This is a genomic window from Methylobacterium gnaphalii (genome assembly GCF_007992215.1).
In the GTDB taxonomy this organism is placed as follows: domain Bacteria; phylum Pseudomonadota; class Alphaproteobacteria; order Rhizobiales; family Beijerinckiaceae; genus Methylobacterium; species Methylobacterium gnaphalii.
In genome coordinates, this window is sequence record NZ_BJZV01000022.1 from 45859 (window position 1) to 68252 (window position 22394).

Genomic DNA, 22394 nt, shown 5'->3' on the forward strand with positions numbered 1-22394 from the left:
ATCATGTTCCGTCGTTTTGCGGCAGCGCTCTGTGCGCTCGCCGGTCTCGGGCTGCACCCCGTCCTCGCCCATGAGGGCCATGATCACGGTGATGCGCCGCCCCTGCCATCCCATGTCAGCCCGCGCGCCGAGGCTGCTTCGCGCAGTTTCGAACTCGTAGCGCTACCGCGCGGCAGCGCGCTCGTTCTCTACCTCGACACCTTCGCGACGAACGCGCCGGTGGCGGATGCCGATATCGATGTCGAGACGCCCGAAGGCTTCGTCGAGGCGAGGCCGCAGGGGAATGGTAGCTACCGGCTCGATGCGCCTTGGCTCGCCGCCGGCGGCCATCATGACCTTGCCGTCACGGTGAAGTCCGGCGGCGTCGAGGAGACGCTGACGCTCGATCTCGATCTGCCAGCTCCGGCCAGTCCAGCCACGGCGTCGAGCCCCACGGAGCCTTCCGCCCTGCTCGCCGAGATCCGAGAGCATCTCGGCCACCAGGGCTTGATCGGTGCGCTAGGCGGTGGCTTCCTCCTCGGCCTCGCAACGCTCATGCTGCTGCGAACGCAGCGCATGGTTCCGGCCTTCGCCGTACTGGCGCTGACCCTGACGCTGCTGATCGGCGGCGCGGCCGTAGCGCATGAGGGCCACGAACCGTCCAAGCCGGAAATCCGAGGCGCGGCCCTCGTCGTGCCGAACTCCGCCTTCGAACAAGCGCGGCGCATGCCAGACGGCTCGGTCTTCGTGCCGAAGCCCACTCAGCATCTGCTCACCTTGCGTACCGACATCACCGCGGAGGCGAGCCATCGCCGCAGCGTCGAGCTGTCGGGCCGGGTGATCGCCGACCCCAATGCCAGCGGCGTCGTGCAATCCGCGGTGGGCGGGCGCCTATCCGCTCCCCCGGGTGGCTTTCCGAATCTTGGCGCGCGGGTGCACCGGGGCGATGTGCTCGCCACCGTTACGCCGCCCGTCCAGGCGGTCGACGCCTCCGATATGCGCCAAACTCAGGGCGATCTCGACCAGCAGATCGCCATCGTCGGGCGCCGGGTCGCCCGCTACGAGAAGCTGGCGCCGAGCGGCGCCGTCGCACAGACCGCGCTTGATGATGCCCGGGCCGAGCTGAGCGGCCTGAAGGACCGGCGCAGCGCCCTCGACACCATTCGCCGCCAACCGGAAGATCTCATCGCGCCCGTTGACGGCATCGTCGCCGAGCGCGCGGCCGTAGCCGGCCAGATGGCCAATCCCGGCACCATGGTGTTCCGGATCGTCGATCCTAGCCGGCTGTACGTCGAGGCCCTGAGCTTCGAGACCCTGGAGCCGGACGCGGCAGCGAGCGCTCGCCTGCCGGACGGTCGGGTGCTCTCCCTCGCCTATCGCGGCGCCGGCCTTGCCGACCGCGCCCAGGCCGTGCCGGTGCAGTTCGCCATCACCGCCGGTGGCGAGGGCCTGCGCCTCGGCCAGTTCGTCACGGTGCTGGCGCCGACCGGCGCGAGCACGACCGGCCTCGCCCTGCCACGCGCCAGCGTGATCCGCTCAGAAGGCGGCGCGCTGGTCTACGAGCATGTCTCGGCCGAGCGTTTCGAGCCGCGCTCGGTCAAGGTCGAGCCGCTCGATGCGGACCAGGTGCTGGTGGCGAGCGGGATACCGTCGGGGCGTCGGATCGTGACGCAGGGTGCCGAGCTGCTGGATCAGGTGCGCTGACGATGTTCGCCTTCCTCGTCCGCTCCGCACTCGCCAACCGCGTTCTCGTTCTGGCGCTTTGCGCGGCCCTCGTTCTCGGCGGCGGTCTCGCTTTGACGCGGCTACCGGTGGACGTGCTGCCTGATCTCAACCGGCCGACCGTTACCGTGATGACGGAATCCGACGGATATGCGCCGCGGGAGGTCGAGCAACTCGTCACCTACCCGATCGAGACGCGCATGAACGGGCTGCCCGGCGTCAGCCGGGTGCGTTCCGTTTCAGGCGTCGGGCTCTCCATCGTCACGGTGGAGTTCGACTGGGACACCGATCTTTACCGCGACCGCCAATTCGTGGCGGAAAAGCTCGCCCTGGTCCGCGCCGAGCTGCCGACAGGCGTTGAACCCACCATGGGGCCTGTCGCCTCGATCATGGGCGGCATTCTGCTCGTGGCCGTGACCAGCGAGACGGCGACGCCGATGGCTCTACGCGAGACGGCCGATTTCACGCTGAGGCCGCGGCTGCTTGCGATTCCCGGCGCCGCGCAGGTGATCCCGATCGGCGGCGAGGTCCGCCAGTTCCGGGTCAGCCCGAACCCAGCGGCGATGCGCATGCTCGGCGTGACCAACCAGGGTCTCGCCAACGCGCTCGCCAATTTCGGCACCAATGCCGGCGGCGGCTTCGCCGACAGCAACACCCGCGAGATCCTGATCCGCAATGTCGGCCGGACGCTCAGCCTCGAAGACCTGAAGAACGTCGTAGTGCCGACCGGCGCCGGGGGCGCCACTGCTGCGGCCGACCTGCCGGGTACGGGCAATCCCGCGATCGAGGGTCGGGTCCACCTGCGCCAGGTCGCCGAGGTGAGCTACGCCGCCAAGCCGCGACGGGGCGACGCCGGATACATGGGCAAACCCTCGGTCATTCTCTCGATCGAGAAGCAGCCCGTCATCGACACCGTGCGGCTTACGCAGAGCGTCGAGGCCGCGCTGAAGGAGATCGGCCCATCTCTGCCCGCCGGCATCCACGCCGAAAAGATCCTGTTTCGGCAGGCGGACTTCATCGAGACCTCGCTCGGCAATGTCGAGCGCGTGCTGATCGAGGCCATCGCGGTGGTGTCGTTGGTGCTGTTCGCCTTCCTGATGAACGCGCGCACCACGCTGATCTCGCTCACCGCGATTCCTGTCTCGATCCTAGCAACCGCGGTCGTGTTCAAGTTCCTCGGCCTGTCGATCAACACGATGACGCTTGGGGGGCTGGCCATCGCTATCGGTGAGCTGGTCGACGACGCCGTGGTCGACGTCGAGAACATTTATCGCCGGCTGCGCGAGAACCGAGCGGCTGGTTCGCCCCGCTCGATCTTCCAAGTCATCGTCTCCGCTTCGACCGAGGTACGCTCGGGCATCGTCTACGCCACTGCAATCATCGTCCTTGTCCTCGTGCCGCTCTTCGCCCTGTCCGGCATCGAGGGCCGGCTCTTCGCGCCGCTGGGGCAGGCCTACATCGTCGCAATCCTGTCGAGCCTTCTGGTTTCAGTGACCCTGACGCCGGTTTTGGCCTCTTACTTGCTGCCAAGCATGAAGAGCCTTGCTGCCCACGAGCCGGCGCTGATCCGCTGGCTCAAAAAGCGCTATGCCGGGCTGCTTCGCGGAGCCCTAGCGCATCAGGGGCTGCTCATCGCGGCCGTTCTGGTTGCCGTTGCCGCGGCTGGCTTCAGCGCGACCCGATTGCCGCGGGCATTCCTGCCGCCCTTCAACGAAGGCTCGTTCACGATCAATCTCACCTTCCGGCCGGGCATCTCGCTTGCCGAGAGCAGCCGCGTGGGCGCTATCGCCGAGATGCTGCTGCTCGATGTGCCCGAGGTCGAGGCCGTCGGGCGCCGCACCGGCCGGGCCGAACTCGACGAGCATGCCGAGGGCGTCCATTCCTCGGACCTCGAGGTGCGTCTGAAGACCGGAGGCCGCGAGCGCGAGGCCGTGCTGATGGACCTGCGCGACCGACTCTCGGTGTTGCCGGTCTCGGTGAATGTCGGTCAGCCGATCTCGCACCGGCTTGATCACATGCTGTCCGGCGTGCGCGCCGAGATCGCGCTGAAACTGTCTGGCGAGGATCTCGACACGCTGCGCGGTAGCGCCGAGAGCCTACGCGAGCGGCTCGCCCGCGAGGTACCGGGCCTGCGCGACCTGCAGGTCGAGCGGCAGGTGCTAATCCCGCAGCTCGATATCCGCGTCGATCATACCCGCGCCGCGCTCTACGGCGTCTCGCCCTCGGGCGTCGTGGATGCGATCGCCCGGCTCGCCAACGGACGCACCGTGTCCACTGTCACCGACGGGCCTCGTCGCTTCGACGTGACCTTGCGGCTTGCCGAGTCCAGGCGGACACCGCAGGCCCTCGGCGACCTGCTCATCGAAACGCCGTCCGGCTGGGTGCCGTCCCGCGAGATCGCCGATATCCGCGAGACCGACGGGCCGAACCAGATTCTTCGCGAAAATGGACGGCGGCGGATCGTGGTGCAGGCCAATTCCGATGGCCGCACCGACATGGCCGCTCTCATCGCAGGCATCCGCAACGTGCTTGAGGCGACGAAGCTCCCGCGAGGCATCAGCGCTAGCCTGGAGGGTACCTATCAGGCTCAGGGTGAGGCTGCGCACACCATCGGCCTGCTCTCGCTGGTCTCCTTGAGCCTGGTCTTCGCCCTCCTGCACGGCCGCTACCGCTCGGCGGCGCTCGCCCTGATCATCATGGGCAACGTGCCGCTGGCGATCCTGGGCAGCGTCGCGGCTCTCTGGATCGCCGGGCTGCCGCTCTCTGTCGCCTCAATGATCGGCTTCGTGACGCTGACCGGCATCGTTGCCCGCAACGGCATCCTCAAGGTCAGCCATATGCTGAACCTTGCGGTCGACGAAGGCCTGACGCTCGGACCCAACCTTGTCGTGCGCGCCAGCCTGGAGCGCATGACCCCCGTGCTGATGACAGCGCTCTCCGCCGCGATCGCCCTGGTGCCGCTCCTCTTCGATGGTACCGCGCCGGGCAAGGAGATCCTGCACCCCGTCGCCGTCACCATCTTCGGCGGCCTGATCAGTGCGACACTGCTCGATGCGGTGATCACCCCAATTCTGGTCCTGCGCTTCGGACGCCGCGCCTTTGTGCGCCTGCAGGACAGAACACTCGAAAGCGGCGCACTGCGCGAAGCCTTCTGAGACTGGACGGCTCTACCCCGGCAAACCAATGAGACGCGTGCGCTCCTCGGCGCCGCGATCATTCTCGCCGCTTTCGATGTCCTCGCCGAAGACGATCATCAGCATGGCTATGCGGGCCATGGAGCACGAGGCTTCAAAACATCCGCAACTAAGGCATTTCATGCGGCAGCCGCGCGTGCATCACGACATGGCGAAGATCATGCTGGCGCGCTCAGGGATCGAGAATTCCAAAAATCAGCCACAGACGCTATCTGGACGCAAAACCGCGCAGATGATGGCGAGCTGAATCAGCAAATGCGTTTCGGTTCGCTGAAGACTGCGTTGCAGCGGCGATTTATTGCAGCGCAGAGACTTTTTGCGCCTATCAATCTCTATTATTCTACTAACACATTGAAAAATTACGCGATGCGCCGCAACAAAAAGAGCGCCGCATTATGTATCGGCCGAGATATTTAGATTTTGACTCGTCGCATTTCGATTTGCCTGCATCCTTATCATCCTCTCACGAGTTCAAAGCAGAGGACAACCTGTCGCATCCCTGAAGACGTCGGTCGTTTTTGGGGAAAGCCGAGTAACGGAGGAACGTAGAGATGAGGGTCAAGACGTTTGGCGTGAGTCTCGCCTTGGGTATGGTGATTTCTGCTGGTGCTGCATTCGCGGAGGCGGGTCCTTACAGTCAGAAGCAGGCTGAGGACGGCAAGACCAAGTTCAACAATCACTGCGCCCAGTGCCACCGGCCGAACCTCGCAGGCGGCACGGGCCCCGCTCTCACCGGCGACGAGTTCAAGAAGAAGTGGGCAGGCAAGCCTGTGGCCGAGCTCCAGACTTACATCCACGAGAAGATGCCTCAGAATGCACCCGGATCACTAGGCGACGATCAACTCGATCCGATCACGGCTTTCATTCTCTCGAAGAACGGCGTCCAGCCCGGGGACAAAGATCTCACCAAGGATTCGTCGAGCGCGCAGTTTCCGAAGTAGCTCAGATACGACTTCCGCTTGATCGCTTTGGCCTCGACATAAGCCCTCCCCCGGACCGATGGAGTGGCACCTAAATCCGAGCAGGGGACCTAGCGAGACCACGCCGCGAAGTGTCGTGTGGCAGCGCCGTTCTTGTCGAGCTGCCGAAGCGGCCCTTCTCCTGCTAGGTCCCGGATGACGTTGCGCTTTGCCGCAAGCGTCCGGGAAGGGGCGCCACCAGCTCGACGAAATGACAGCAGGGGTTGAGGACGACCGCGAAACCGCGGTCGTCCAAGCGCAGCAGTCGAGGCAGGTCAGGGCATGGACCCGCCGGCTACGATGTGGGTGTGCCGATCCGGCGGGCGCTCTCGAAGCGGTTGAGGAAGCGCGGTTCCTTTTCCGGCGCGATCCGGATGGCGAGACGCATTGCGCCTCCTTCCTCCGACCGGCGGTCGAGAACCTCGGCATTCTCGTAAAGCCAGTTCAACGCGGCGCCCTCCTCCGGCCCGAGTTCCACCGCGAAGGTCGAGCGGGCCTTGGCGACACGTGCCTCGATGCTGGCGGCGAGCGCGTCGAGCCCCTCCCCCGTCAGGGCCGAGACGAGGACCGGCTTGGCGCCGCCATTCTGCTTGCCGAGATTGGCAAGCCGTGTGCGTTCGCCCTCATGAAGCAAGTCCGCCTTGTTCCAGACCTCGATGATCCGGTCGGCATTCGCCTCGATGCCGAGTTCGCGCAGCACCTCGTCGACATCCTCACGCTGGGCTTCGGTATCGCCATGCGAGACGTCGCGCACGTGCAGCAGGATGTCGGCCTCGATCACGTCTTCCAGCGTGGCGCGGAAGGCCGCGATCAGAGAGGTCGGCAGGTCGGAGATGAAGCCTACCGTATCCGACAGGATCACCGTCTCGCCATGGGGCAATCGAGTAGCGCGAGCGGTAGGGTCGAGAGTGGCGAAGAGCATGTCCTGCGCCTTCACCTCGGCCTTGGTGAGTGCGTTGAACAGCGTCGACTTTCCGGCATTCGTGTAACCGACAAGAGCGACGATGGGGTATGGCACCCGCGCCCGGCTCTTGCGGTGCAGACCGCGCGTGCGCGTCACCGAATCGAGATCGCGCTCAATCTTGGTCATGCGCTCCTGAATCTGACGGCGGTCTGCCTCGATCTGGGTCTCGCCGGGGCCGCCGAGGAAGCCGAAGCCACCACGCTGGCGCTCCAGGTGGGTCCAGGAGCGGACGAGCCGGCTCTTCTGGTAGGCGAGATGCGCGTGCTCCACCTGCAACGTGCCCTCGCGGGTCGAGGCGCGCCGGCCGAAGATTTCCAGGATCAGGCCGGTGCGGTCGATGACCTTGGCGCCCCAAGCCTTCTCCAAGTTGCGCTGCTGCACCGGCGACAGGGCGCAATCGGCCACCACCAGACCGATGTCTTCCGCCGCGATCAGCCCGGCGATCTCCTCCACGCGGCCCTTGCCGAGATAGGTCGAGGGCCGGATGCGCTGGATCTGCACGCTGATCGCCTGCGTGACGTCGAGCTCGATTGCTGCCGCCAGTCCTACTGCCTCGTCGAGGCGCGCCTCGATTGAACGTGGGGTTTCGTCGTTACGCGCTGAGCGTTCGGCGGCGCGAGTAAGATAGGGGCCGACGACGAGTGTGCGTGTCGCCGCCGCGATGTCGCTCTCGGGCGCAGCCTGACGCCGCAGCCGTTCTTCGCCGGGAGTCAGCGGTTCAGTCATGAAGTCCTCTTGGCATCACGATGACATATCGTGATGCCGCGGCCATTTCGAAGGGGTGCGGCTTCGCAACCTCGCCGAGTGCGACAACGGCGCTTCAAGCTTTCTCAGGAGCCGTCTCGTCCGGCTCGAACAACTGGACCGGATGCCCGGGCATGATAGTCGAGATCGCATGCTTGTAGACGAGCTGCGAATGCCCATCCCGGCGCAGAAGCACACAGAAGTTGTCGAACCAGGTCACGACGCCCTGAAGCTTGACGCCATTGACCAGAAAGATCGTCAGCGGAATCTTGTTCTTGCGGACGTGATTGAGAAACGTGTCCTGAAGATTTTGTGCGCGTTCGCCCGCCATTTTTCTTGTCCTTGTTGAGCTTATGCCCGCGACGCAGCGCGGGTTTTTTTGATTGGCAACGCGAGTCGAGGCGCTCGAGCCCGAGATCCGAGCCTCACATCCCGGATCTGCCCATTACACGGCGAAGCCTTTTCCGACGCAAGGGGTTTGCGTCGTTCGAGCCCGTTTCCCAGACCGGTCCACAGGGTCGTGGGTTCATCAGCAGTAGCTCGCTACGGGCCGATTCCGAGGGACTTCAGCTTCCGGTGAAGCGCGGATCGCTCCATCCCGATGAATTCGGCCGTGCGGGAGATGTTTCCGGAGAACCGCGCGATCTGGGCGATGAGATACTCGCGCTCGAAGATCTCGCGCGCCTCGCGCAGGGCGAGGCTCATCAGCTTCTCGCCGCCGGCTCCGGTCGGCGTGGTCGGAACGAGCGCCCCGACTTCAGTCGGCAGCATCTCCGAGGTGACCTCCTGCTCCGGGTCGGTCTGGGTCAGGATCATCAGGCGTTCGACGTTGTTGCGCAACTGACGAACGTTGCCCGGCCAATCATGCGACTGCAGCACCGCCATCGCGTCCTCGGCGATGCGTCGGCGCGGCAGGCCGGTGGCAGCCGAGATCTGATCCATGAAGAAGCTGATCAGCTCGGGGACGTCCTCGCGACGTTCTGCGAGAGACGGCACCCGGATCGGCACGACTGAGAGGCGGTGAAACAGATCCTCCCGGAATCGGCCGCCGGCGATCTCCTCGGCTAGATCGCGTGAGGAGGACGAGATGATGCGCACGTCGACATGAACGCGCGTCGTCCCGCCGACGCGCTGGAAGTTCTGATCGACGAGGACGCGCAGGATCCGGCTCTGCGTCTCCTTCGGCATGTCGGCAACTTCGTCGATGTAGAGGGAGCCACCATGGGCCTCCTCCAGCGCACCGACGCGGCGGGTACGGCCTTCGCCGGCCTCGACGCCGAACAGTTCGGCCTCCATCGTCTCGGGCGTGATGGTCGCAGCGTTGATGACCACGAAGGGGCCGCTGGCCCGCGCCGAGGAGGCGTGCAGGGTGCGCGCGGCGAGTTCCTTGCCGGAACCGGGCGCGCCCGAGATCATCACGCGGGCATTTGTCGGTGCGACCCGTTCCACCGTCTGGCGAAGCTGATTCACTGCAACCGAACCGCCGACGATGCGGCTGGTCTGTCCGCCGCGGGTCTTGAGGTCTCGCACTTCGCGGCGCAGCCGCGAGGTTTCGAGCGCGCGCTCGGCCACGAGGATCAGGCGGTCGGCCTTAAACGGCTTCTCGATGAAGTCGTAGGCGCCGGATTTGATAGCAGCGACGGCGGTCTCGATATTGCCGTGGCCTGAGATCATCACCACCGGCAGGTCGGGATGCCCGGCCTTGATCAGGTCGAGCACCTGCAGGCCGTCGAGGCGCGAGCCCTGTAGCCAGATGTCGAGAAAGACGAGGTGTGGCCGCCGGCTCTCGATCGAAGCCAGCGCCTCGTCGGAGCCGCTCGCCGTGCGGGTGCGGTGGCCCTCGTCGTCAAGGATGCCCGAGACGAGGTCGCGAATGTCGGCCTCATCGTCGACGATCAGGATATCGGCGCTCATGACTGCATCTCCGCGACGCGGGGCGCGCTCATATCGGCGCCCTCCCTGCCAGTGTTCTTGTGGGGTGCCCGCTCGGCTGGGGTTGCCGCATCGGCCGCCGCTTCACGCGAGACATCGCGCGGCACCTTCATGCGAACCTGCCCCCCTCGTCCGTTGGGATTGTCGTTCAGCTCGATACCGCCGCCATGCTCTTCGAGCACCTTGCTGACGATGGCCAGGCCGAGACCCGTTCCCCCCTCGCGGGTCGTCATATAGGGCTCGAGCAGGCGCTGGCGTCCCTCTGCGGGAAAGCCTTTTCCGTTGTCGGTGACTTCCATCACCGCGAAGTCCTGTTCCACCAGGAGCCGCAGGGAGACACGGCCCCGGCCGCCATCCGCGAGCAGCACCTCCTCCGGCACCGCCTGGACTGCCTCGACAGCATTCTTGAGGATGTTGGTGAGGGCCTGACTCAGGAGACGGATGTCGAAGGCCGCTTCGATCCGCTCGTCCTCCCCAGCGCCGGCCACCTCGAAGGGGAAGTCGAAATCGGGATGCGCGACGCGCATCATGAACAGGTTTTGCTTCGCGATCTCGGTGAGATCCTGGCGTGCGATGGTCGGCTTCGGCATGCGCGCGAAGGACGAGAACTCGTCGACCATGCGCTTGATCTCGTCGACCTGGCGCACGATCGTCGCCGTGCACTGGTCGAAGATTTCCTTGTCCTCGACGATCACCTTTCCGTACTTGCGCCGGATGCGCTCGGCCGAGAGCTGGATCGGCGTGAGCGGGTTCTTGATCTCGTGCGCGATGCGCCGCGCCACGTCCGCCCAGGCCGAGGTGCGCTGGGCCGTGACGAGATCGGTGATGTCGTCGAGCGTCACGACATAGCCGCGCGAGCCGCCCTGGGCCTGCTCGCTCGTCACCCGAACGGCGATCGTGCGCTCACGCCCATTCCGCTGGAGCTGGATCTGCTGCTGCAGCGCGCGCTGGCGCCCTTCGCGGCCGCCCTCTTCCGGCAGGAGCGAGGCGAGTTCGGGCACGGCCTGTGCGAGCGGAACACCGACGAGCTCACCGGAGGACAGGCCGAGGGTGCGTTCCACGGACGGGTTAGCGATGGTGATGACCCCGGCCGCATCGACGCCGATCACGCCCGGCGAGACGCCCGACAACACGGCCTCGGTGAAACGGCGGCGGCGGTCGATCAGCTCGCTCGCAGCCGTCAGCCCGTCATGCTGACGGCGCAGCTCCTGCGTCATCTTGTTGAAGCTCTCGCCGAGATGGCCGAGATCCCCATCGTCCCGCCGCGCTGGCACCTGCGCGTAGTAGTTGCCAGAGGCAACCTGATCGGCCGCGTTGATCAGCCGGCGGATCGGCTCGACGAAGCGATTGGCGAAGTTCAGGCCGAACCACACCGCCGAGAGCAGCGTGATCAGGGCAATCAGTAGGAAGACCGAGGCGAAGGCGATCTGGATCGAACGCTTCAGGGAATCGTAGGTCAGGTACTCCGCCGCCGCCGCCCGCGAGACGCCGGGGAAGTCGATGGCGAGCTGGCTGACCTCCCGCTGGATCAGCAGCACCGCATTGTCGTAGGCCGGCATGCGCTGCAGAGCTGCGAAGACGCGACCTTCATTCGGCAAAAGGCAGATCGGCTCGCCCGATTTCGTGGCGTCCTCGAAGGCTGCCGCCGATGGCAGGCGCGTCTGCTTGAGGATGTCGATCTGCGCGCGCGCGACAACCTCGTTCGGACCGCGCATGATCTTCGCGATCGGTAGACCAAGCGCCTGGGCGCGCGTCGTCATGAAGCCTTCAAACCAGTCGCGGTTCACGTCGAATTGTGGACGCGCCCGAGTCAGGTCGTCGCTGAGAATGCGAATCTCGCGGGCCAGCGACTGGCACTGATTCTCTTGGTAGGCATCGGCCACCTCCACGGACTTCAGCACCACGTCGCGCACACGGTCGGTGAAGCCGAGGGACAGGCCACGATCGATCGTCACCGAGGCAACGATGGCGAGCAGAATGGTGGGAAGGATCGCGATCAGGCTGAACAGGCCGACGATCCGCGAGTGCAGCCGCGCCACCGCCGCATGAGCCTTGCGGGCATGCAGGAAGACCCGCGCCTCCCAGACGATCACCACGACGAGGCCGAGGACGAGCGCGACGTTGACGGCAAGCAGCGTCACGCCGGTGGTCGGCGTCGGCGTGACCTTGATCAGGCCAGCCAGCAAAAGGAAGGTCACGCTCGCCGAGATGAGAGCCGTGGCGACGACAGCCGCACCGATCCAACCGGGGCCCCGAGGGGTCCGTCCGGGCCGTCCGGTCTCCCCCTCGGGGGCAGCCCCTCTCCTGAACCAACGCATCAGCGGCATGGCTGATGCAGGACCATCACAGTGTGGCGAAATTAATACGAATCGGGCAAACGGCCGCCCCAATGATGATGCGGCCGCCGCAAACTGGATCGCGCCGCCAAGATTACCGCGATGTGCGGAACACTTGCAGGTCGAGGTCGCGCACCTTCTTACGCAAGGTGTTGCGGTTCACGCCCAAGAGTTCCGCGGCACGGATCTGATTGCCACGGGTGGCCGCGAGCGCTGCACCGATCAGCGGCCCTTCGATCTCGCGAAGGATGCGGTGATACAGGCCCGGGGGAGGCAAGGTGTCCTTGTAGCCCGAGAAGTAATCGGAGAGGTGCCGCTCGACGGCACCGGACAGCGTCTCGTTCTCGGCCGCCTTACGGCCGTTGGTGCCAGCCGCCTGCGGCTGCATCAGCGGCAGGGTATCGAGCTCTGCCTCGATGACCGGGCCGGTGATGGTCTCCTGAGGGTAGAGCGCGGCGAGCCGGCGGACGAGGTTTTCCAGTTCGCGCACGTTGCCGGGCCAGCGGTAGCGCTTGAGCCGCTCCATCGCGTCGCCGTCCAGCGTCTTGCGAGTGAGGCCCTCGCGCTCAACCAGCACGAAGAAGTGGCGGATGAGGTCCGGCACGTCCTCGGCCCGCTCGCGCAGGGCCGGTAGCCGCAATGGGACGACGTTGAGGCGGAAGAACAGGTCTTCGCGAAAGATTCCCTGCTGGATTGAGACGCGTAGGTCCTTGTTTGTGGCGGCGATGATGCGGACGTTGGTCTTGATCGGCACGCGGCCGCCGACGGTGGTGTACTCTCCCTGTTGCAGCACCCGCAGGAGACGGGTCTGCGCCTCCATTGGCATGTCGCCGATCTCGTCGAGGAAGAGCGTGCCGCCCTCGGCCTGCTCGAACCGACCGGCCGAGCGGGTCAGGGCGCCGGTGAAAGCACCCTTCTCATGGCCGAACAACTCTGACTCGATCAGGTCGCGCGGGATCGCTGCCATGTTGACTGGAACGAACGGCCCAGCCCGACGGCGGCCGTAATCGTGCAGCGCACGCGCCACCAGCTCCTTGCCGGTGCCGGATTCGCCGGTGATCATCACAGTGAGGTCGGTCGGCATCAGCCGGGCGAGCGCGCGGTAGATCTCCTGCATCGCGGGCGAGCGCCCAACGAGCGGAATGTCGTCGTTCTCGGGTGCGACTCCGGCAGCCGGCGCGCCGCGTGGGCGTGACAGCGCCCGACCGACAATCGCCGTTAACTCCTTCAGGTCGAAGGGCTTAGGCAGGTACTCGTAGGCGCCGCGCTCCGAGGCGCGGATGGCCGTCATGAACGTGTTCTGCGCGCTCATCACGATGATCGGCAGCTCGGGCCGCACGCGTTTGATGCGCGGCAGCAGGTCGAACACGTTCTCGTCCGGCATCATCACGTCGGTGATGACGAGGTCACCCTCACCTTGCGCCACCCAGCGCCAGAGCGTGGCACAATTGCCCGTGGAGCGGACCTCGTAGCCCGCCCGGGACAGCGCCTGGTTGAGCACGGTGCGGATCGCTGCGTCGTCGTCCGCGACGATGATGTTGCCGTTCGGCATTTCTGTTTACTCGGGCTCCGAACTCACGGCTCCGCGGCCGAGGCCCGCCCGTCTCGGGCGCTGGACATCGGCAGCAGGATGCGGAAGGCAGTGCGACGGGGAATGGGATCGCATTCGACGATGCCCCCATGGTCGCCGACGATCTTGGCGACCAATGCAAGACCCAGGCCTGAACCCTGCGCCTTCGTCGTCACGAAGGGGTCGAAAAGGTCCGGAAGCAATTCGGCCGAGATGCCCGGGCCGTTGTCGCGCACGGCAACCTCGATCGGCAGGCTGACCCGCTCGCGCGATCCCGGCACCTGCAGGCGCAGGCCGGTGCGGTAGGCCGTGGACAGGGTGATCTCGCCCTCGACGGTATCGGCGCCGATCGCTTCGGCAGCGTTCTTCACTAGGTTGAGGATCACCTGGACGAGTTGATCTCGGTTCGCGAGCACCGGCGGCAGCGACGGATCATAATTCTCCACGAAACGAATGTGCCGCGCGAAGCCTGACTGGGCCGAGCGCTTCACCTGATCGAGCACGCCGTGGACGTTGACCGGTCCGCGCTCGACGGGACGTTCGTCGCCGAACAGCTCCATGCGCTCGACGATGCGCACGATCCGGTCGGATTCGTCGCAAATCAGTTGGGTAAGGACGCGATCCTCCTCGACGCCCGACTGCTCGAGGAGTTGTGCGGCGCCGCGGATGCCGGCGAGCGGGTTCTTGATCTCGTGCGCGAGCATCGCGCCCAAGGCCACCATGGAACGGGCCGCGCCGCGATGCGTCAGCTGCCGGTTCATCTTGTCGGCGATGGTGCGCTCCTGCAGCATCAGCACGACGTTGTCTCCGTCGTCACCGAGATGCGTGGCGAAAACATCGACGCTGCGCTCGTGGCCGGTGCGGGGCTGGATCAGCTCGACCCGGTACTCGCTGACGCTGGAACGGCGATTCCGGACCTCGGCGACGAGGGCGATGATCGGCGAGGCGAAGGGAAAGATGTCACCGAGCCGGCCACGCTTCATCAGGCGCAGCGAGGCGTCGAAGAACGTCTCCGCCGCGTGGTTGGCGTGCAGGATACGCTCGTCCGTCCCGATCGTGAGGACCGGTAGCGGCAGGGCGTTGATGATCGCCTCCGAGGTGAGGCTGCCGATGGGGAAGACACCGTTCTCGCCTGCCATCGCCCTACGCCGCCTCGCCGAGTGATTCGAGGGGCGCGTCATCCGGATCGAGGAAGGCGCGGCGCAGGAGTTCGAGCGCCAAAGCAGGATCACTCGTGGTAAGCAGCCGGGTGCGCTCAGAGGCGGGAAGCGCTCCCGGACCGGCGTGCTCGACGTAGGAAGCGAGGTGCTTGCGCGCGTGCCGGACACCCATCGCGGGACCGTAGAGGGCAATCAGGCCCTCGTAGTGCTCGCAGGCGATCGCGGCGCGCTCCTCGCGCGACGGCTCGGGACGCGGCTGTCCGGCGAGCGCGGACGCGATGGCACCGACGAGCCAGGGCCGGCCCTGGGCGGCCCGGCCGATCATCACACCGGCCGCGCCAGAGGCCGCGAGGCAGGCGCGAGCCTCGCTGAGGCTCGTGATGTCACCGTTGGCGAAGACCGGGATGCGCACCGCCTGCACGACGGCGCGGATTGCGGTCCAGTCGGCGCTGCCCTTGTAGAATTGCTGCCGGGTGCGGCCATGAACCGTCACGGCGTTGAGGCCGAGCCTTTCGGCGCGTTGCGCGAGATCGGCGGCGTTGAGGCTAGCCTCGTCCCAGCCGAGCCGCATCTTCACCGTGACCGGCACGCTGACAGCGTCCCGCACGGCAGCGAGCAGCCGCTCCGCATTGTCGAGGTCGCGCATCAGGGCGGAGCCCGCCGCGCCGCCGGTCACCGTCTTGGCCGGGCAGCCCATGTTCACGTCGATCACATCGGCCCCGGTCTCAACCGCGATGCGGGCGGCCCGCGCCATCGGCTCGGGCGCGCAGCCGGCAAGCTGAACAACGTGCGGGGAGACGCCTGCCCCTTCCGAGCGAAGCTGAGACTCGGCATCGCCGAGAGCGAGTTCGGCCGCCGCCACCATCTCGGAAATGACGGCGCTCGCGCCGTAGCGGCGTGCGATCCGGCGCATGTATAGGTCTGTGACGCCCGAGAGGGGTGCGAGCAGCGCCGGCACCCCGGCCTCGGCGCCACCGCCCCTCAGAACGCTCAAATAATGATCATCCGACATTCTGCACAATAAATAGACAAATCCGGCCGGGCGCAAGCGGTTCTTCGGTTTGCCTTCGCGTTAGGCACCGCTTAAGAGCCAGCCGGCATCGACACCCGTTCAGAGGCCTCCATGTCAGACCCCGCCGCTAGGCCTAGGACCGCCGCGGTGGTCGTCGCAGCTGGCAAGGGACTGCGCATCGGCGGCGACCTGCCGAAGCAGTATCGCCGGGTGGGCGGTCGGGCCGTTCTGACCCGCACCCTGGCGGCCCTCGCCCAACACCCGGACATTGACCGCATCCAGCCGGTCATCGCGCCGGACGCGGCCGATTTCTACCGTGAATGCCTCGCCGATCTCGATATCGATCTTGGCAAGAAGCTTTCCGAGCCGGTCGAAGGCGGTGCGACCCGCCAGCAATCCGTGCGTGCCGGTCTCGAGGCGCTCGCCGTTACGGGTGGAGTGCCGGACCTCGTCCTCGTTCACGACGCCGCCCGCCCCCATGTGGCGACGGATCTCATCGACCGCGCCATCCGGGCAGGCCGCGAGCACGGCGCTGCGGTGCCGGGCGTGGCCGTCTCCGATACGATCAAGCTCGTCGAGCCGATCGCCCCCGGCATCGGCCGCGTCCACGAGACGCCGGCCCGCGAGGCGCTGCGCGCCGTGCAGACCCCGCAGGCCTTCGGCTATGCGGCGCTGATCGCTGCGCATCGGCGCGCCGCCGACGAGGGACGCGACGGCTTCACCGATGACGGCGCGCTCGCCGAATGGGCGGGGCTGCAGGTGGTGGTGTTCGAGGGCGACGCCGCCAACCGCAAGATCACACAGCCGAGCGACCTGATCGAGGCCGATCGCTCTTTCTCGCAGGGCGCTGGCGATGTATCGGTCTCAGCCATGACCACGCTCGTCTCGCGCCTCGCTACCGGCTTCGACGTCCACAAGTTCGGACCGGGCGACCATGTCTGGCTCGGCGGCGTGAAGATCCCGGCGGATCGCGGCGTCATCGCGCATTCGGACGGAGACGTGGTGCTGCACGCGCTCACCGACGCTCTGCTCGGCACCATCGCCGACGGCGACATCGGCACGCATTTTCCGCCCTCCGACGAACAGTGGCGCGGCGCCGCCTCAGACCAGTTCCTGGCGCATGCCGTCCAGCTCGTGCGGGCCAAGGGGGGCAAGATCGACCATCTCGACATCACCGTGCTCGCCGAGGCGCCGCGCATCGGCAAACACCGCGATGCGATCCGGGCCCGGATTGCCGACATTGCAGGCGTCCCGATCGCCTGCGTCTCGATCAAGGCGACGACGACCGAGACGCTGGGCTTCGTCGGGCGGGCCGAAGGTCTCGCCGCTCAGGCCGCCGCGAGCGTGCGCCTACCCGAGATCTGCGCCGAGCTCGACGCCGAGGCGGAGCAGGCCGCCCGCCAGTCTTGATCGAGGATGCCGCGCTTCTCGCCCGCGCCGAGACGCTGCTGCGGGCCTACGAGACCGCGGGATTGCGGATCGCGACGGCCGAATCGTGCACCGGCGGTCTCGTGGCGGCGCTGCTGACTGCGATCGCCGGCTCCTCCGCGGTGGTCGAGCGGGGGTTCGTCACCTACTCGAACGAGGCCAAAACGGACCTCATCGGCGTCCCCGAGGAGATGCTGCGCGCTCATGGCGCCGTCAGCGAGCCGACCGCACGTGCCATGGCGAAGGGCGCGCTTGCCGCTTCGCGGGCGGACGTTGCAGTCTCGATTACCGGGATCGCCGGGCCAGGCGGCGGCACACCGGACAAGCCGGTCGGGCTCGTGCATTTCGGGTTGGCCCGAGGGAACGGCGAGGCGCGTCACCAGGAGCGCCGCTACGGTCCGCTGTGCCGCGGCGAGATCCGCCGCCGGGCGGTGGAGGATGCCCTCTCGCTCCTCGAAGGCATCCTGGGCTGACACGTCGCCCTCCGGGGCATCGCCCTCAATCGTGGTCCGACAGCACCGAACTGGATCGACCAAGCTGGTCCAGCTCAGTACTCGCTGTAGTCGACCCCCGGGCCGTCATATCCTCCGGCGAACGGATCGTAGGAACGCCGTCGTGGCTGCGTCGCATAGCGGTATCCGGCCGAACGTCCAGTTTGCATCCCGGCCGTCATTACATTGCCGTCCTCGTCGTCGCGGCGTTGGCGGACGGTGCGGTAACCCGGGTTGCGTCTGGTGCCGGCCACCGCCTCGGGCACCTCACCCTGCAGCGTGATCCGCGTGTTGGCCATGCCGTGCGCCTTGATCAGGCTGTAGAGCGTTGCGGCATTGCCCGGCGAGAGCCGCACGCAGCCATGCGAGGCGGCGCGGCCGAGGCTGCGGACTTGGTTGGTGCCGTGGATGGCGTGGCCGATCTGCGTGAAGAACACGGCATGCGGCATCGGCGCATTGTCGAACTCACGCGAGAAGTGGCTCGCCTCCATCCGGAACGGACGATAGCTGCCGCTCGGCGTGTCGTAGCCGGAGACACCAGTGGAGACCGGCCAGGTGTAGCGCGGTTGACCGTCGACCGTGACCCGCATGCGCTGGCTCGACTTGTCAACGTCGATGCGGACCTCGGCCGAGGCCGCACTCGCAAGGGTCGCTAGCAGCAGACCGGACAACAGGGGGATCAGGGGAGCAGGCATGGAAGGGCCTCGCAGCCGGAACGGTCAAGCCGGACAGATGACGCGGCCGGACGCGCGAGGTTCCGCGACGATGCGCAATGCGCACAATGGCCGCGCCTGCAACGCACTGCGCCTATGGGACCTTTCAACGGCACCGTCGCCGCATCTCACCGCTCGCCCCCTGGCGAATCTGGTCACAGCGGCCGGCTCAGGTCGTCCCTACCGACGCCGATACCCTTGCCTTCAAGGCTGTAGCGGCTCTTCGCAACCACGGCGGCGGCCTTGCTGTCGGGCACGACGATCACGGCTGCGCGCAATCGAATAACGCTCAAGCTCTCTCGGTTCTCGCCGAGGGCAAGATGGGCGCCCAGTCACAGGCGCCCATGCCGGAACCTTACTTCAGCAGCTTGGCCAGCGCCTTGCCGGCGGGGCTCTTCAGCTCCTTGGCGTCAACGGTGCCATCGTTATCCGGATCAGCGTCCTTGAACAGCGACTCGGCAAGCGCGAGGAATTCCTTCTTGTCGAGCGTGCCGTCGTTATCGGGATCGGCCTTCTTGAGGCCGCTGGCGCTGAGGCGCCCCTTGAGCTCTTTCGCGTCGAGCGTGCCGTCCTTGTCTGGGTCGAGCGCGTCGAAGGAGGCCGAGGCTGCAGCCTGGACTTCCTTGAGATCGATGGTCCCGTCGTTGTCGGTGTCGACCGCCTTCAGCACCGCGCTGGCGCCAGCACTTTTCTTCGCGAGAGCCGGGCTCATCGTGGCCACTGGCAGGAAAAACACGGCGCTCGCGACAAGCGCGGCTGCACGGAACGGGATGGTCATGAGGGAGGTCTCCTGCAGTGGATCGTTTAACACGGTGACTGGACAGTGGACGCAACGTGCCACGCCACGATGTGTTGCGGTGCGGCATGACATAACGGGAGCATTCGGCAATCCCGTCAAGCCTACAAACGCGCTATCGGCCGAGGTCGTACGCTCGTGGGACGTGTTGGCTGCCGGCGATCGGTCTGAGGCCGGAACGTTTCGTTGAAGTCGCCTCGAGAAACTCTCCCAATCCCGCCTGCCGCAGTGTGCGGATCGCACCAGGTGGCATGGTAGTGCCGAGGCCAAGTCATTGCTGGCACACAGAATTGTCGAAAAAGCCGTTTCGGTCAGCGCCTGTGAGCTCCCTCGCAGTTATATGAGAAATATAAGTGCAGCGCCCGCTTGAATTGCGCCCAATGGATTGATTACGTTAGATCCATCGAAAACACGAAGGAGACGGTCATGAAGTGGTCAGCCCCGGTCGTTCAGGAAGTCTGTGTCGGCATGGAAGTCACCAGCTATGAGTCCGCCGAGATCGACACCTTCAACTAAGCCGTATGCCGCCGGCCTGAGCCGGTAGCTAACTCTTTCGCCAAACCATCAGGAGATTGTCATGAAGTGGTCTGCTCCCGTCGTCCAGGAAGTCTGCGTCGGCATGGAAGTCACCAGCTACGAGTCCGCCGAGATCGACACCTTCAACTAAGGTTGTCTCTCCAGACTCCTGGAGTTTGATGGGCGTCCCCCGAAAGGGGGGCGCCTTTCTCATGTGAGCACGAACCAATAGCGAAACGGCCGGATGAGCGATCATCCGGCCGTTTCGCTGTGTCGATGGTCCCGAACGTTCAGAGCTTGTAGCGGATCTGGTCCGTCCAGAAGCGTTCCAGCCGGCCGAGCGCTGTATTGAGGCGCCCGAAATCGTCGGTCGAGATGCCGCCGATCGGCTGGATCGTGCGCGCATGCTTCTCATAGAGGCCGCGGATGATCTCGTGGACCTCGTGGCCCTTGCTGGTCAGGCTGATCCGCACCGAGCGGCGGTCGAGCTTCGAACGGGCATGATGCAGGAAGCCCGCTTCGACCAGCTTCTTGACGTTGTAGGAGACGTTCGAGCCGAGATAGTAGCCCTTCGAGCGCAGTTCGCTCGCAGTGAGCTCCTTGTCGCCGATGTTGTAGAGCAGCAGTGCCTGGACGCTGTTGACGTCCTCGCGACCCCGGCGCTCGAACTCGTCCTTGATCACGTCGAGCAGGCGACGGTGCAGCCGCTCGACGAGATGCAGGGCCTCCAGATAGGAGCCAGTCGTCGCGGCGACTTCCGGAGCGGTATCGGACTCGACGATCCTCGCGGCCTGGGACTTCATCTGACGCCTCACTGCTCTGTTCTGCCGTGTGCCGCTCGTTGTCGGCACCGCTTATGCAGCCAATCTGGCGGAGACGAGTGAAAGCCGATTTAAGCGACAAGATGAATTTGCGATTTACCCGCCGCGGTAAATGCGCAGTAAAATTCGTTCTATTTACGAATGAGAAGGGCTATCTGCCAAGCTCTCCCTAACAATATCGGCCGCATGCCTCGTCTCGACTTGCGTGGTCGAGGCGAGAGCTGCAGCTCATCTGTCCGTCGTCGATTCGGATGGTGGCAGGCGGCCGGTTCAGGCCTTCACGGCGCGCTTGCGCTTCGGCTTGGGCGGCACGGGGTCGGGGGTACGGGCAGCCTCCTCGGCCTCCTTCGCGAGGCGCAATGCGCGCAGCCGAACCGTGCGCTCGTCGACCGCCTTGATCTGCGCAACGTGGTCCGCCATCGCCTGGGCGCCATCACGCGCGAGGCGCTCAGCCCGTTCGGCACGATCCTCGGTGCGGATCTTCGCGGTCGGGTCCTCGGTGGTCATCGGTGGACTTTCGTACTCGGTCCGCGCTCGGCCATGGGCAAGGCGCGGGACGCATCGAAGCCCGCTCTCCGATGGGGATGGGGCCGCGTCAGGAAGGTGTGGCGCCCATCGATCGAGTGGATGCCGGAGACAGGCTGGCGTAGCACATCGCACCGGGCCAAGGCCAATCGTGCGGCGCGGGCCTCCGGACCAAAAGCCTGCCTGGCGAGAGGGTCGGCGGCCTCAGATCAGGAGCAGGCCGGCCAGGGCGAGGGCGAGCGCAGGAGGCATCACGAAGAGGCCGAGCCTGAGGAAGCGGAGCGCGCCGACATCTTCGCCCTCGCGACGAATCGCGACGAGCCAGAGGATCGTCGCCAGCGAGCCGGTGACGGAGAGATTGGGCCCGAGATCGACGCCGATCAGGATGGCCCCGGCGATCTTTTCAGACACGTCGGCACTCTGCACCGCGGCACCCGCCAGAAGCCCCGCCGGCAGGTTGTTGACGAGGTTGCACAGCACTGCAACCAGAGCGCCGCCGGCCCAGGCCGTCGCCTCGGGCGCATCGTGAGCGGAGGCCTTGAGCCCATCGGCGATCAGTCGAAGGATGCCCGTGGCCTTAAGCGCCTCCACCAGCACGAACAGCCCGGCCACGAGCGGCAGGACGCTCCACGACACGTCCTTGACGACGTCGAGCAGCCCACCGCGCCGGATCGCGAGGACGAGGAGCGTCGCGGCGACGCCCGACACGAAGGTCGGCAGGCCGAGTTCGAGCCCGTAGGCGGATGTGGCAAGCAGCACGATCGCCGTAGCGACGATGCCGAGGCCGGCGACTTTGCCCGTCGCCGACAATGTGACCGCCTCGACATCGGTGGCGACCTCGACCCGCCTCAGCGCCGCGTTCTGGCTGATGCGCAGCATCGCGTAGGTCGCGAGGATCGCCAGCGCCGAAGGCAGCGCGAAACGCGCGAGCCAGTGCAACAGCGGCGGCATGTGTGCGGCGTAGACGACGAGGTTCGCCGGGTTCGAGATGGGCAGCACGAAGCTCGCCGCGTTGGCGATGAAGGCGCAGACGAACAGGTAGGGCAGCGGCTCGGCCCGTGCGGCCTTCGCTGCAGCATAGACGGCCGGCGTCAGCACCACAGCGCAGGCATCGTTCGACAGGAACACCGTCACGAGCGTGCCGACGACGTAGACGAGGAGAAACAGCCGCGTCGCCGAGCCTCGGGCCTGGCGCACGGCGATGCCGGCGAGCCAGTCGAACAATCTCTCCTTCCGCGCGATCTCAGAGAGCAGCATCATGCCGATGAGGAACAGGTAGACGTCGGTGCCCTTGAGGACGCCGTCGAGCGCTGCCTGCCAGGGCAACAGCCCCAGCACGATGAGCAGCACCGCACCCGCCACGGCCCAGACCGCCTCCGGCCAGGAAAACGGGCGCAGGATCACGCCAAGCGTCGCGAGCCCGGCGATCGCCCATGTGGCGAGAGTGAGAGTCGGCGTGAGCGCGCCCATCGATCGAACGTCTTTTTCCGAGAAGCAGGCGGCCGCGGCGAGGCTGGGTGGCCCGCTGCGCC

The 22394-nt window shown here is 66.2% G+C and carries 21 protein-coding genes; 8 read left to right on the top strand and 13 right to left on the bottom strand.

The features are described 5' to 3' along the window. Positions 1 to 3 precede the first annotated feature (3 nt). From MGN01_RS17610 to MGN01_RS17625, 4 genes are all read left to right on the top strand, one after another. On the top strand, positions 4 to 1683 hold the full coding sequence (locus tag MGN01_RS17610; protein ID WP_147048133.1) for an efflux RND transporter periplasmic adaptor subunit: 1680 nt from the start codon (positions 4 to 6) through the stop codon (positions 1681 to 1683). 2 nt (positions 1684 to 1685) lie between these two features. Continuing rightward, entirely contained in the window at positions 1686 to 4856 is a 3171-nt protein-coding gene (locus MGN01_RS17615) for an efflux RND transporter permease subunit (RefSeq protein ID WP_147048134.1), read from the top strand. Positions 4857 to 4959: 103 nt separating this feature from the next. Next, positions 4960 to 5142 (top strand): hypothetical protein, encoded by a 183-nt coding sequence (locus MGN01_RS17620; protein ID WP_147048135.1) that lies wholly within the window; start codon positions 4960 to 4962, stop codon positions 5140 to 5142. Positions 5143 to 5446: 304 nt separating this feature from the next. After that, entirely contained in the window at positions 5447 to 5836 is a 390-nt protein-coding gene (locus MGN01_RS17625; RefSeq protein ID WP_147048136.1) for a c-type cytochrome, read from the top strand. 313 nt (positions 5837 to 6149) lie between these two features. Here MGN01_RS17625 and hflX read toward each other — a convergent pair whose 3' ends face one another. The 7 genes from hflX to dusB all read right to left on the bottom strand — a co-directional run bounded on the left by hflX (position 6150) and on the right by dusB (position 15572). After that, complete coding sequence (gene hflX / locus MGN01_RS17630; protein ID WP_147048137.1) at positions 6150 to 7544, bottom strand: GTPase HflX; 1395 nt, start codon at positions 7542 to 7544, stop codon at positions 6150 to 6152. Positions 7545 to 7638: 94 nt separating this feature from the next. After that, on the bottom strand, positions 7639 to 7893 hold the full coding sequence (hfq, locus tag MGN01_RS17635; RefSeq protein ID WP_003600267.1) for an RNA chaperone Hfq: 255 nt from the start codon (positions 7891 to 7893) through the stop codon (positions 7639 to 7641). Between the two features lie 212 nt (positions 7894 to 8105). Then, entirely contained in the window at positions 8106 to 9476 is a 1371-nt protein-coding gene (gene ntrX / locus MGN01_RS17640) for a nitrogen assimilation response regulator NtrX (RefSeq protein WP_147048138.1), read from the bottom strand. Next, positions 9473 to 11812 carry a sensor histidine kinase NtrY-like gene (locus MGN01_RS17645; protein WP_174804602.1) on the bottom strand — a complete coding sequence of 780 codons (2340 nt, stop codon included), beginning with the start codon at positions 11810 to 11812 and terminating at the stop codon, positions 9473 to 9475. The genes ntrX and MGN01_RS17645 overlap by 4 nt, the downstream gene beginning before the upstream one ends. A 112-nt stretch (positions 11813 to 11924) precedes the next feature. After that, positions 11925 to 13382: a nitrogen regulation protein NR(I) gene (gene ntrC, locus MGN01_RS17650; RefSeq protein WP_147048140.1), complete on the bottom strand. Its 1458-nt coding sequence runs from the start codon at positions 13380 to 13382 to the stop codon at positions 11925 to 11927. 23 nt (positions 13383 to 13405) lie between these two features. Next, positions 13406 to 14539: a two-component system sensor histidine kinase NtrB gene (locus tag MGN01_RS17655; protein ID WP_147048141.1), complete on the bottom strand. Its 1134-nt coding sequence runs from the start codon at positions 14537 to 14539 to the stop codon at positions 13406 to 13408. A 4-nt stretch (positions 14540 to 14543) separates the two neighbouring features. Next, positions 14544 to 15572: a tRNA dihydrouridine synthase DusB gene (gene dusB / locus MGN01_RS17660; protein ID WP_147048142.1), complete on the bottom strand. Its 1029-nt coding sequence runs from the start codon at positions 15570 to 15572 to the stop codon at positions 14544 to 14546. 111 nt (positions 15573 to 15683) lie between these two features. On the opposite strand from dusB, the gene MGN01_RS17665 reads away from it, so the two are divergent. After that, the gene (locus MGN01_RS17665; protein WP_147048143.1) at positions 15684 to 16982 is read left to right on the top strand and encodes a bifunctional 2-C-methyl-D-erythritol 4-phosphate cytidylyltransferase/2-C-methyl-D-erythritol 2,4-cyclodiphosphate synthase; all 1299 of its coding nucleotides are present in this window, start codon (positions 15684 to 15686) and stop codon (positions 16980 to 16982) included. Next, entirely contained in the window at positions 16979 to 17473 is a 495-nt protein-coding gene (locus tag MGN01_RS17670; protein ID WP_147048144.1) for a CinA family protein, read from the top strand. The genes MGN01_RS17665 and MGN01_RS17670 overlap by 4 nt, the downstream gene beginning before the upstream one ends. A 74-nt stretch (positions 17474 to 17547) precedes the next feature. On the opposite strand, the gene MGN01_RS17675 is transcribed toward MGN01_RS17670, so the two are convergent. The 3 genes from MGN01_RS17675 to lanM all read right to left on the bottom strand — a co-directional run bounded on the left by MGN01_RS17675 (position 17548) and on the right by lanM (position 18982). Next, positions 17548 to 18186 (bottom strand): L,D-transpeptidase, encoded by a 639-nt coding sequence (locus tag MGN01_RS17675; RefSeq protein ID WP_147048145.1) that lies wholly within the window; start codon positions 18184 to 18186, stop codon positions 17548 to 17550. 173 nt (positions 18187 to 18359) lie between these two features. Then, on the bottom strand, positions 18360 to 18497 hold the full coding sequence (locus MGN01_RS23665; protein ID WP_170246046.1) for a hypothetical protein: 138 nt from the start codon (positions 18495 to 18497) through the stop codon (positions 18360 to 18362). Positions 18498 to 18559: 62 nt separating this feature from the next. After that, complete coding sequence (gene lanM / locus MGN01_RS17680; RefSeq protein ID WP_147048146.1) at positions 18560 to 18982, bottom strand: lanmodulin LanM; 423 nt, start codon at positions 18980 to 18982, stop codon at positions 18560 to 18562. Positions 18983 to 19426: 444 nt separating this feature from the next. Here lanM and pqqA (MGN01_RS17685) point away from each other — a divergent pair, with 444 nt between their 5' ends. Then, positions 19427 to 19516 carry a pyrroloquinoline quinone precursor peptide PqqA gene (pqqA, locus tag MGN01_RS17685; RefSeq protein ID WP_147048147.1) on the top strand — a complete coding sequence of 30 codons (90 nt, stop codon included), beginning with the start codon at positions 19427 to 19429 and terminating at the stop codon, positions 19514 to 19516. 61 nt (positions 19517 to 19577) lie between these two features. Further along, on the top strand, positions 19578 to 19667 hold the full coding sequence (gene pqqA / locus MGN01_RS17690) for a pyrroloquinoline quinone precursor peptide PqqA (RefSeq protein ID WP_147048147.1): 90 nt from the start codon (positions 19578 to 19580) through the stop codon (positions 19665 to 19667). A 139-nt stretch (positions 19668 to 19806) separates the two neighbouring features. Here the strand turns inward: pqqA (MGN01_RS17690) and ldtR are convergent, their stop codons facing one another. The 3 genes from ldtR to MGN01_RS17705 form a co-directional block, all read right to left on the bottom strand. Next, complete coding sequence (gene ldtR / locus MGN01_RS17695) at positions 19807 to 20319, bottom strand: transcriptional regulator LdtR (RefSeq protein WP_147048148.1); 513 nt, start codon at positions 20317 to 20319, stop codon at positions 19807 to 19809. 288 nt (positions 20320 to 20607) lie between these two features. Next, on the bottom strand, positions 20608 to 20844 hold the full coding sequence (locus MGN01_RS17700) for a hypothetical protein (protein ID WP_147048149.1): 237 nt from the start codon (positions 20842 to 20844) through the stop codon (positions 20608 to 20610). Between the two features lie 222 nt (positions 20845 to 21066). After that, positions 21067 to 22332 carry an arsenic transporter gene (locus tag MGN01_RS17705; RefSeq protein WP_147048150.1) on the bottom strand — a complete coding sequence of 422 codons (1266 nt, stop codon included), beginning with the start codon at positions 22330 to 22332 and terminating at the stop codon, positions 21067 to 21069. Positions 22333 to 22394: the final 62 nt, after the last annotated feature.

Bases quoted from the DNA above. Each gene is read 5' to 3' on its own strand.
- MGN01_RS17610 (WP_147048133.1), top strand. From the start codon at position 4: ATGTTCCGTCGTTTTGCGGCAGCGCTCTGTGCGCTCGCCGGTCTCGGG.
- MGN01_RS17615 (WP_147048134.1), top strand. From the start codon at position 1,686: ATGTTCGCCTTCCTCGTCCGCTCCGCACTCGCCAACCGCGTTCTCGTT.
- MGN01_RS17620 (WP_147048135.1), top strand. From the start codon at position 4,960: ATGGCTATGCGGGCCATGGAGCACGAGGCTTCAAAACATCCGCAACTA.
- MGN01_RS17625 (WP_147048136.1), top strand. From the start codon at position 5,447: ATGAGGGTCAAGACGTTTGGCGTGAGTCTCGCCTTGGGTATGGTGATT.
- hflX (WP_147048137.1), bottom strand. From the start codon at position 7,544: ATGACTGAACCGCTGACTCCCGGCGAAGAACGGCTGCGGCGTCAGGCT.
- hfq (WP_003600267.1), bottom strand. From the start codon at position 7,893: ATGGCGGGCGAACGCGCACAAAATCTTCAGGACACGTTTCTCAATCAC.
- ntrX (WP_147048138.1), bottom strand. From the start codon at position 9,476: ATGAGCGCCGATATCCTGATCGTCGACGATGAGGCCGACATTCGCGAC.
- MGN01_RS17645 (WP_174804602.1), bottom strand. From the start codon at position 11,812: ATGCGTTGGTTCAGGAGAGGGGCTGCCCCCGAGGGGGAGACCGGACGG.
- ntrC (WP_147048140.1), bottom strand. From the start codon at position 13,382: ATGCCGAACGGCAACATCATCGTCGCGGACGACGACGCAGCGATCCGC.
- MGN01_RS17655 (WP_147048141.1), bottom strand. From the start codon at position 14,539: ATGGCAGGCGAGAACGGTGTCTTCCCCATCGGCAGCCTCACCTCGGAG.
- dusB (WP_147048142.1), bottom strand. From the start codon at position 15,572: ATGTCGGATGATCATTATTTGAGCGTTCTGAGGGGCGGTGGCGCCGAG.
- MGN01_RS17665 (WP_147048143.1), top strand. From the start codon at position 15,684: ATGTCAGACCCCGCCGCTAGGCCTAGGACCGCCGCGGTGGTCGTCGCA.
- MGN01_RS17675 (WP_147048145.1), bottom strand. From the start codon at position 18,186: ATGCCTGCTCCCCTGATCCCCCTGTTGTCCGGTCTGCTGCTAGCGACC.
- lanM (WP_147048146.1), bottom strand. From the start codon at position 18,982: ATGACCATCCCGTTCCGTGCAGCCGCGCTTGTCGCGAGCGCCGTGTTT.
- pqqA (WP_147048147.1), top strand. From the start codon at position 19,427: ATGAAGTGGTCAGCCCCGGTCGTTCAGGAAGTCTGTGTCGGCATGGAA.
- pqqA (WP_147048147.1), top strand. From the start codon at position 19,578: ATGAAGTGGTCTGCTCCCGTCGTCCAGGAAGTCTGCGTCGGCATGGAA.
- ldtR (WP_147048148.1), bottom strand. From the start codon at position 20,319: ATGAAGTCCCAGGCCGCGAGGATCGTCGAGTCCGATACCGCTCCGGAA.
- MGN01_RS17700 (WP_147048149.1), bottom strand. From the start codon at position 20,844: ATGACCACCGAGGACCCGACCGCGAAGATCCGCACCGAGGATCGTGCC.
- MGN01_RS17705 (WP_147048150.1), bottom strand. From the start codon at position 22,332: ATGGGCGCGCTCACGCCGACTCTCACTCTCGCCACATGGGCGATCGCC.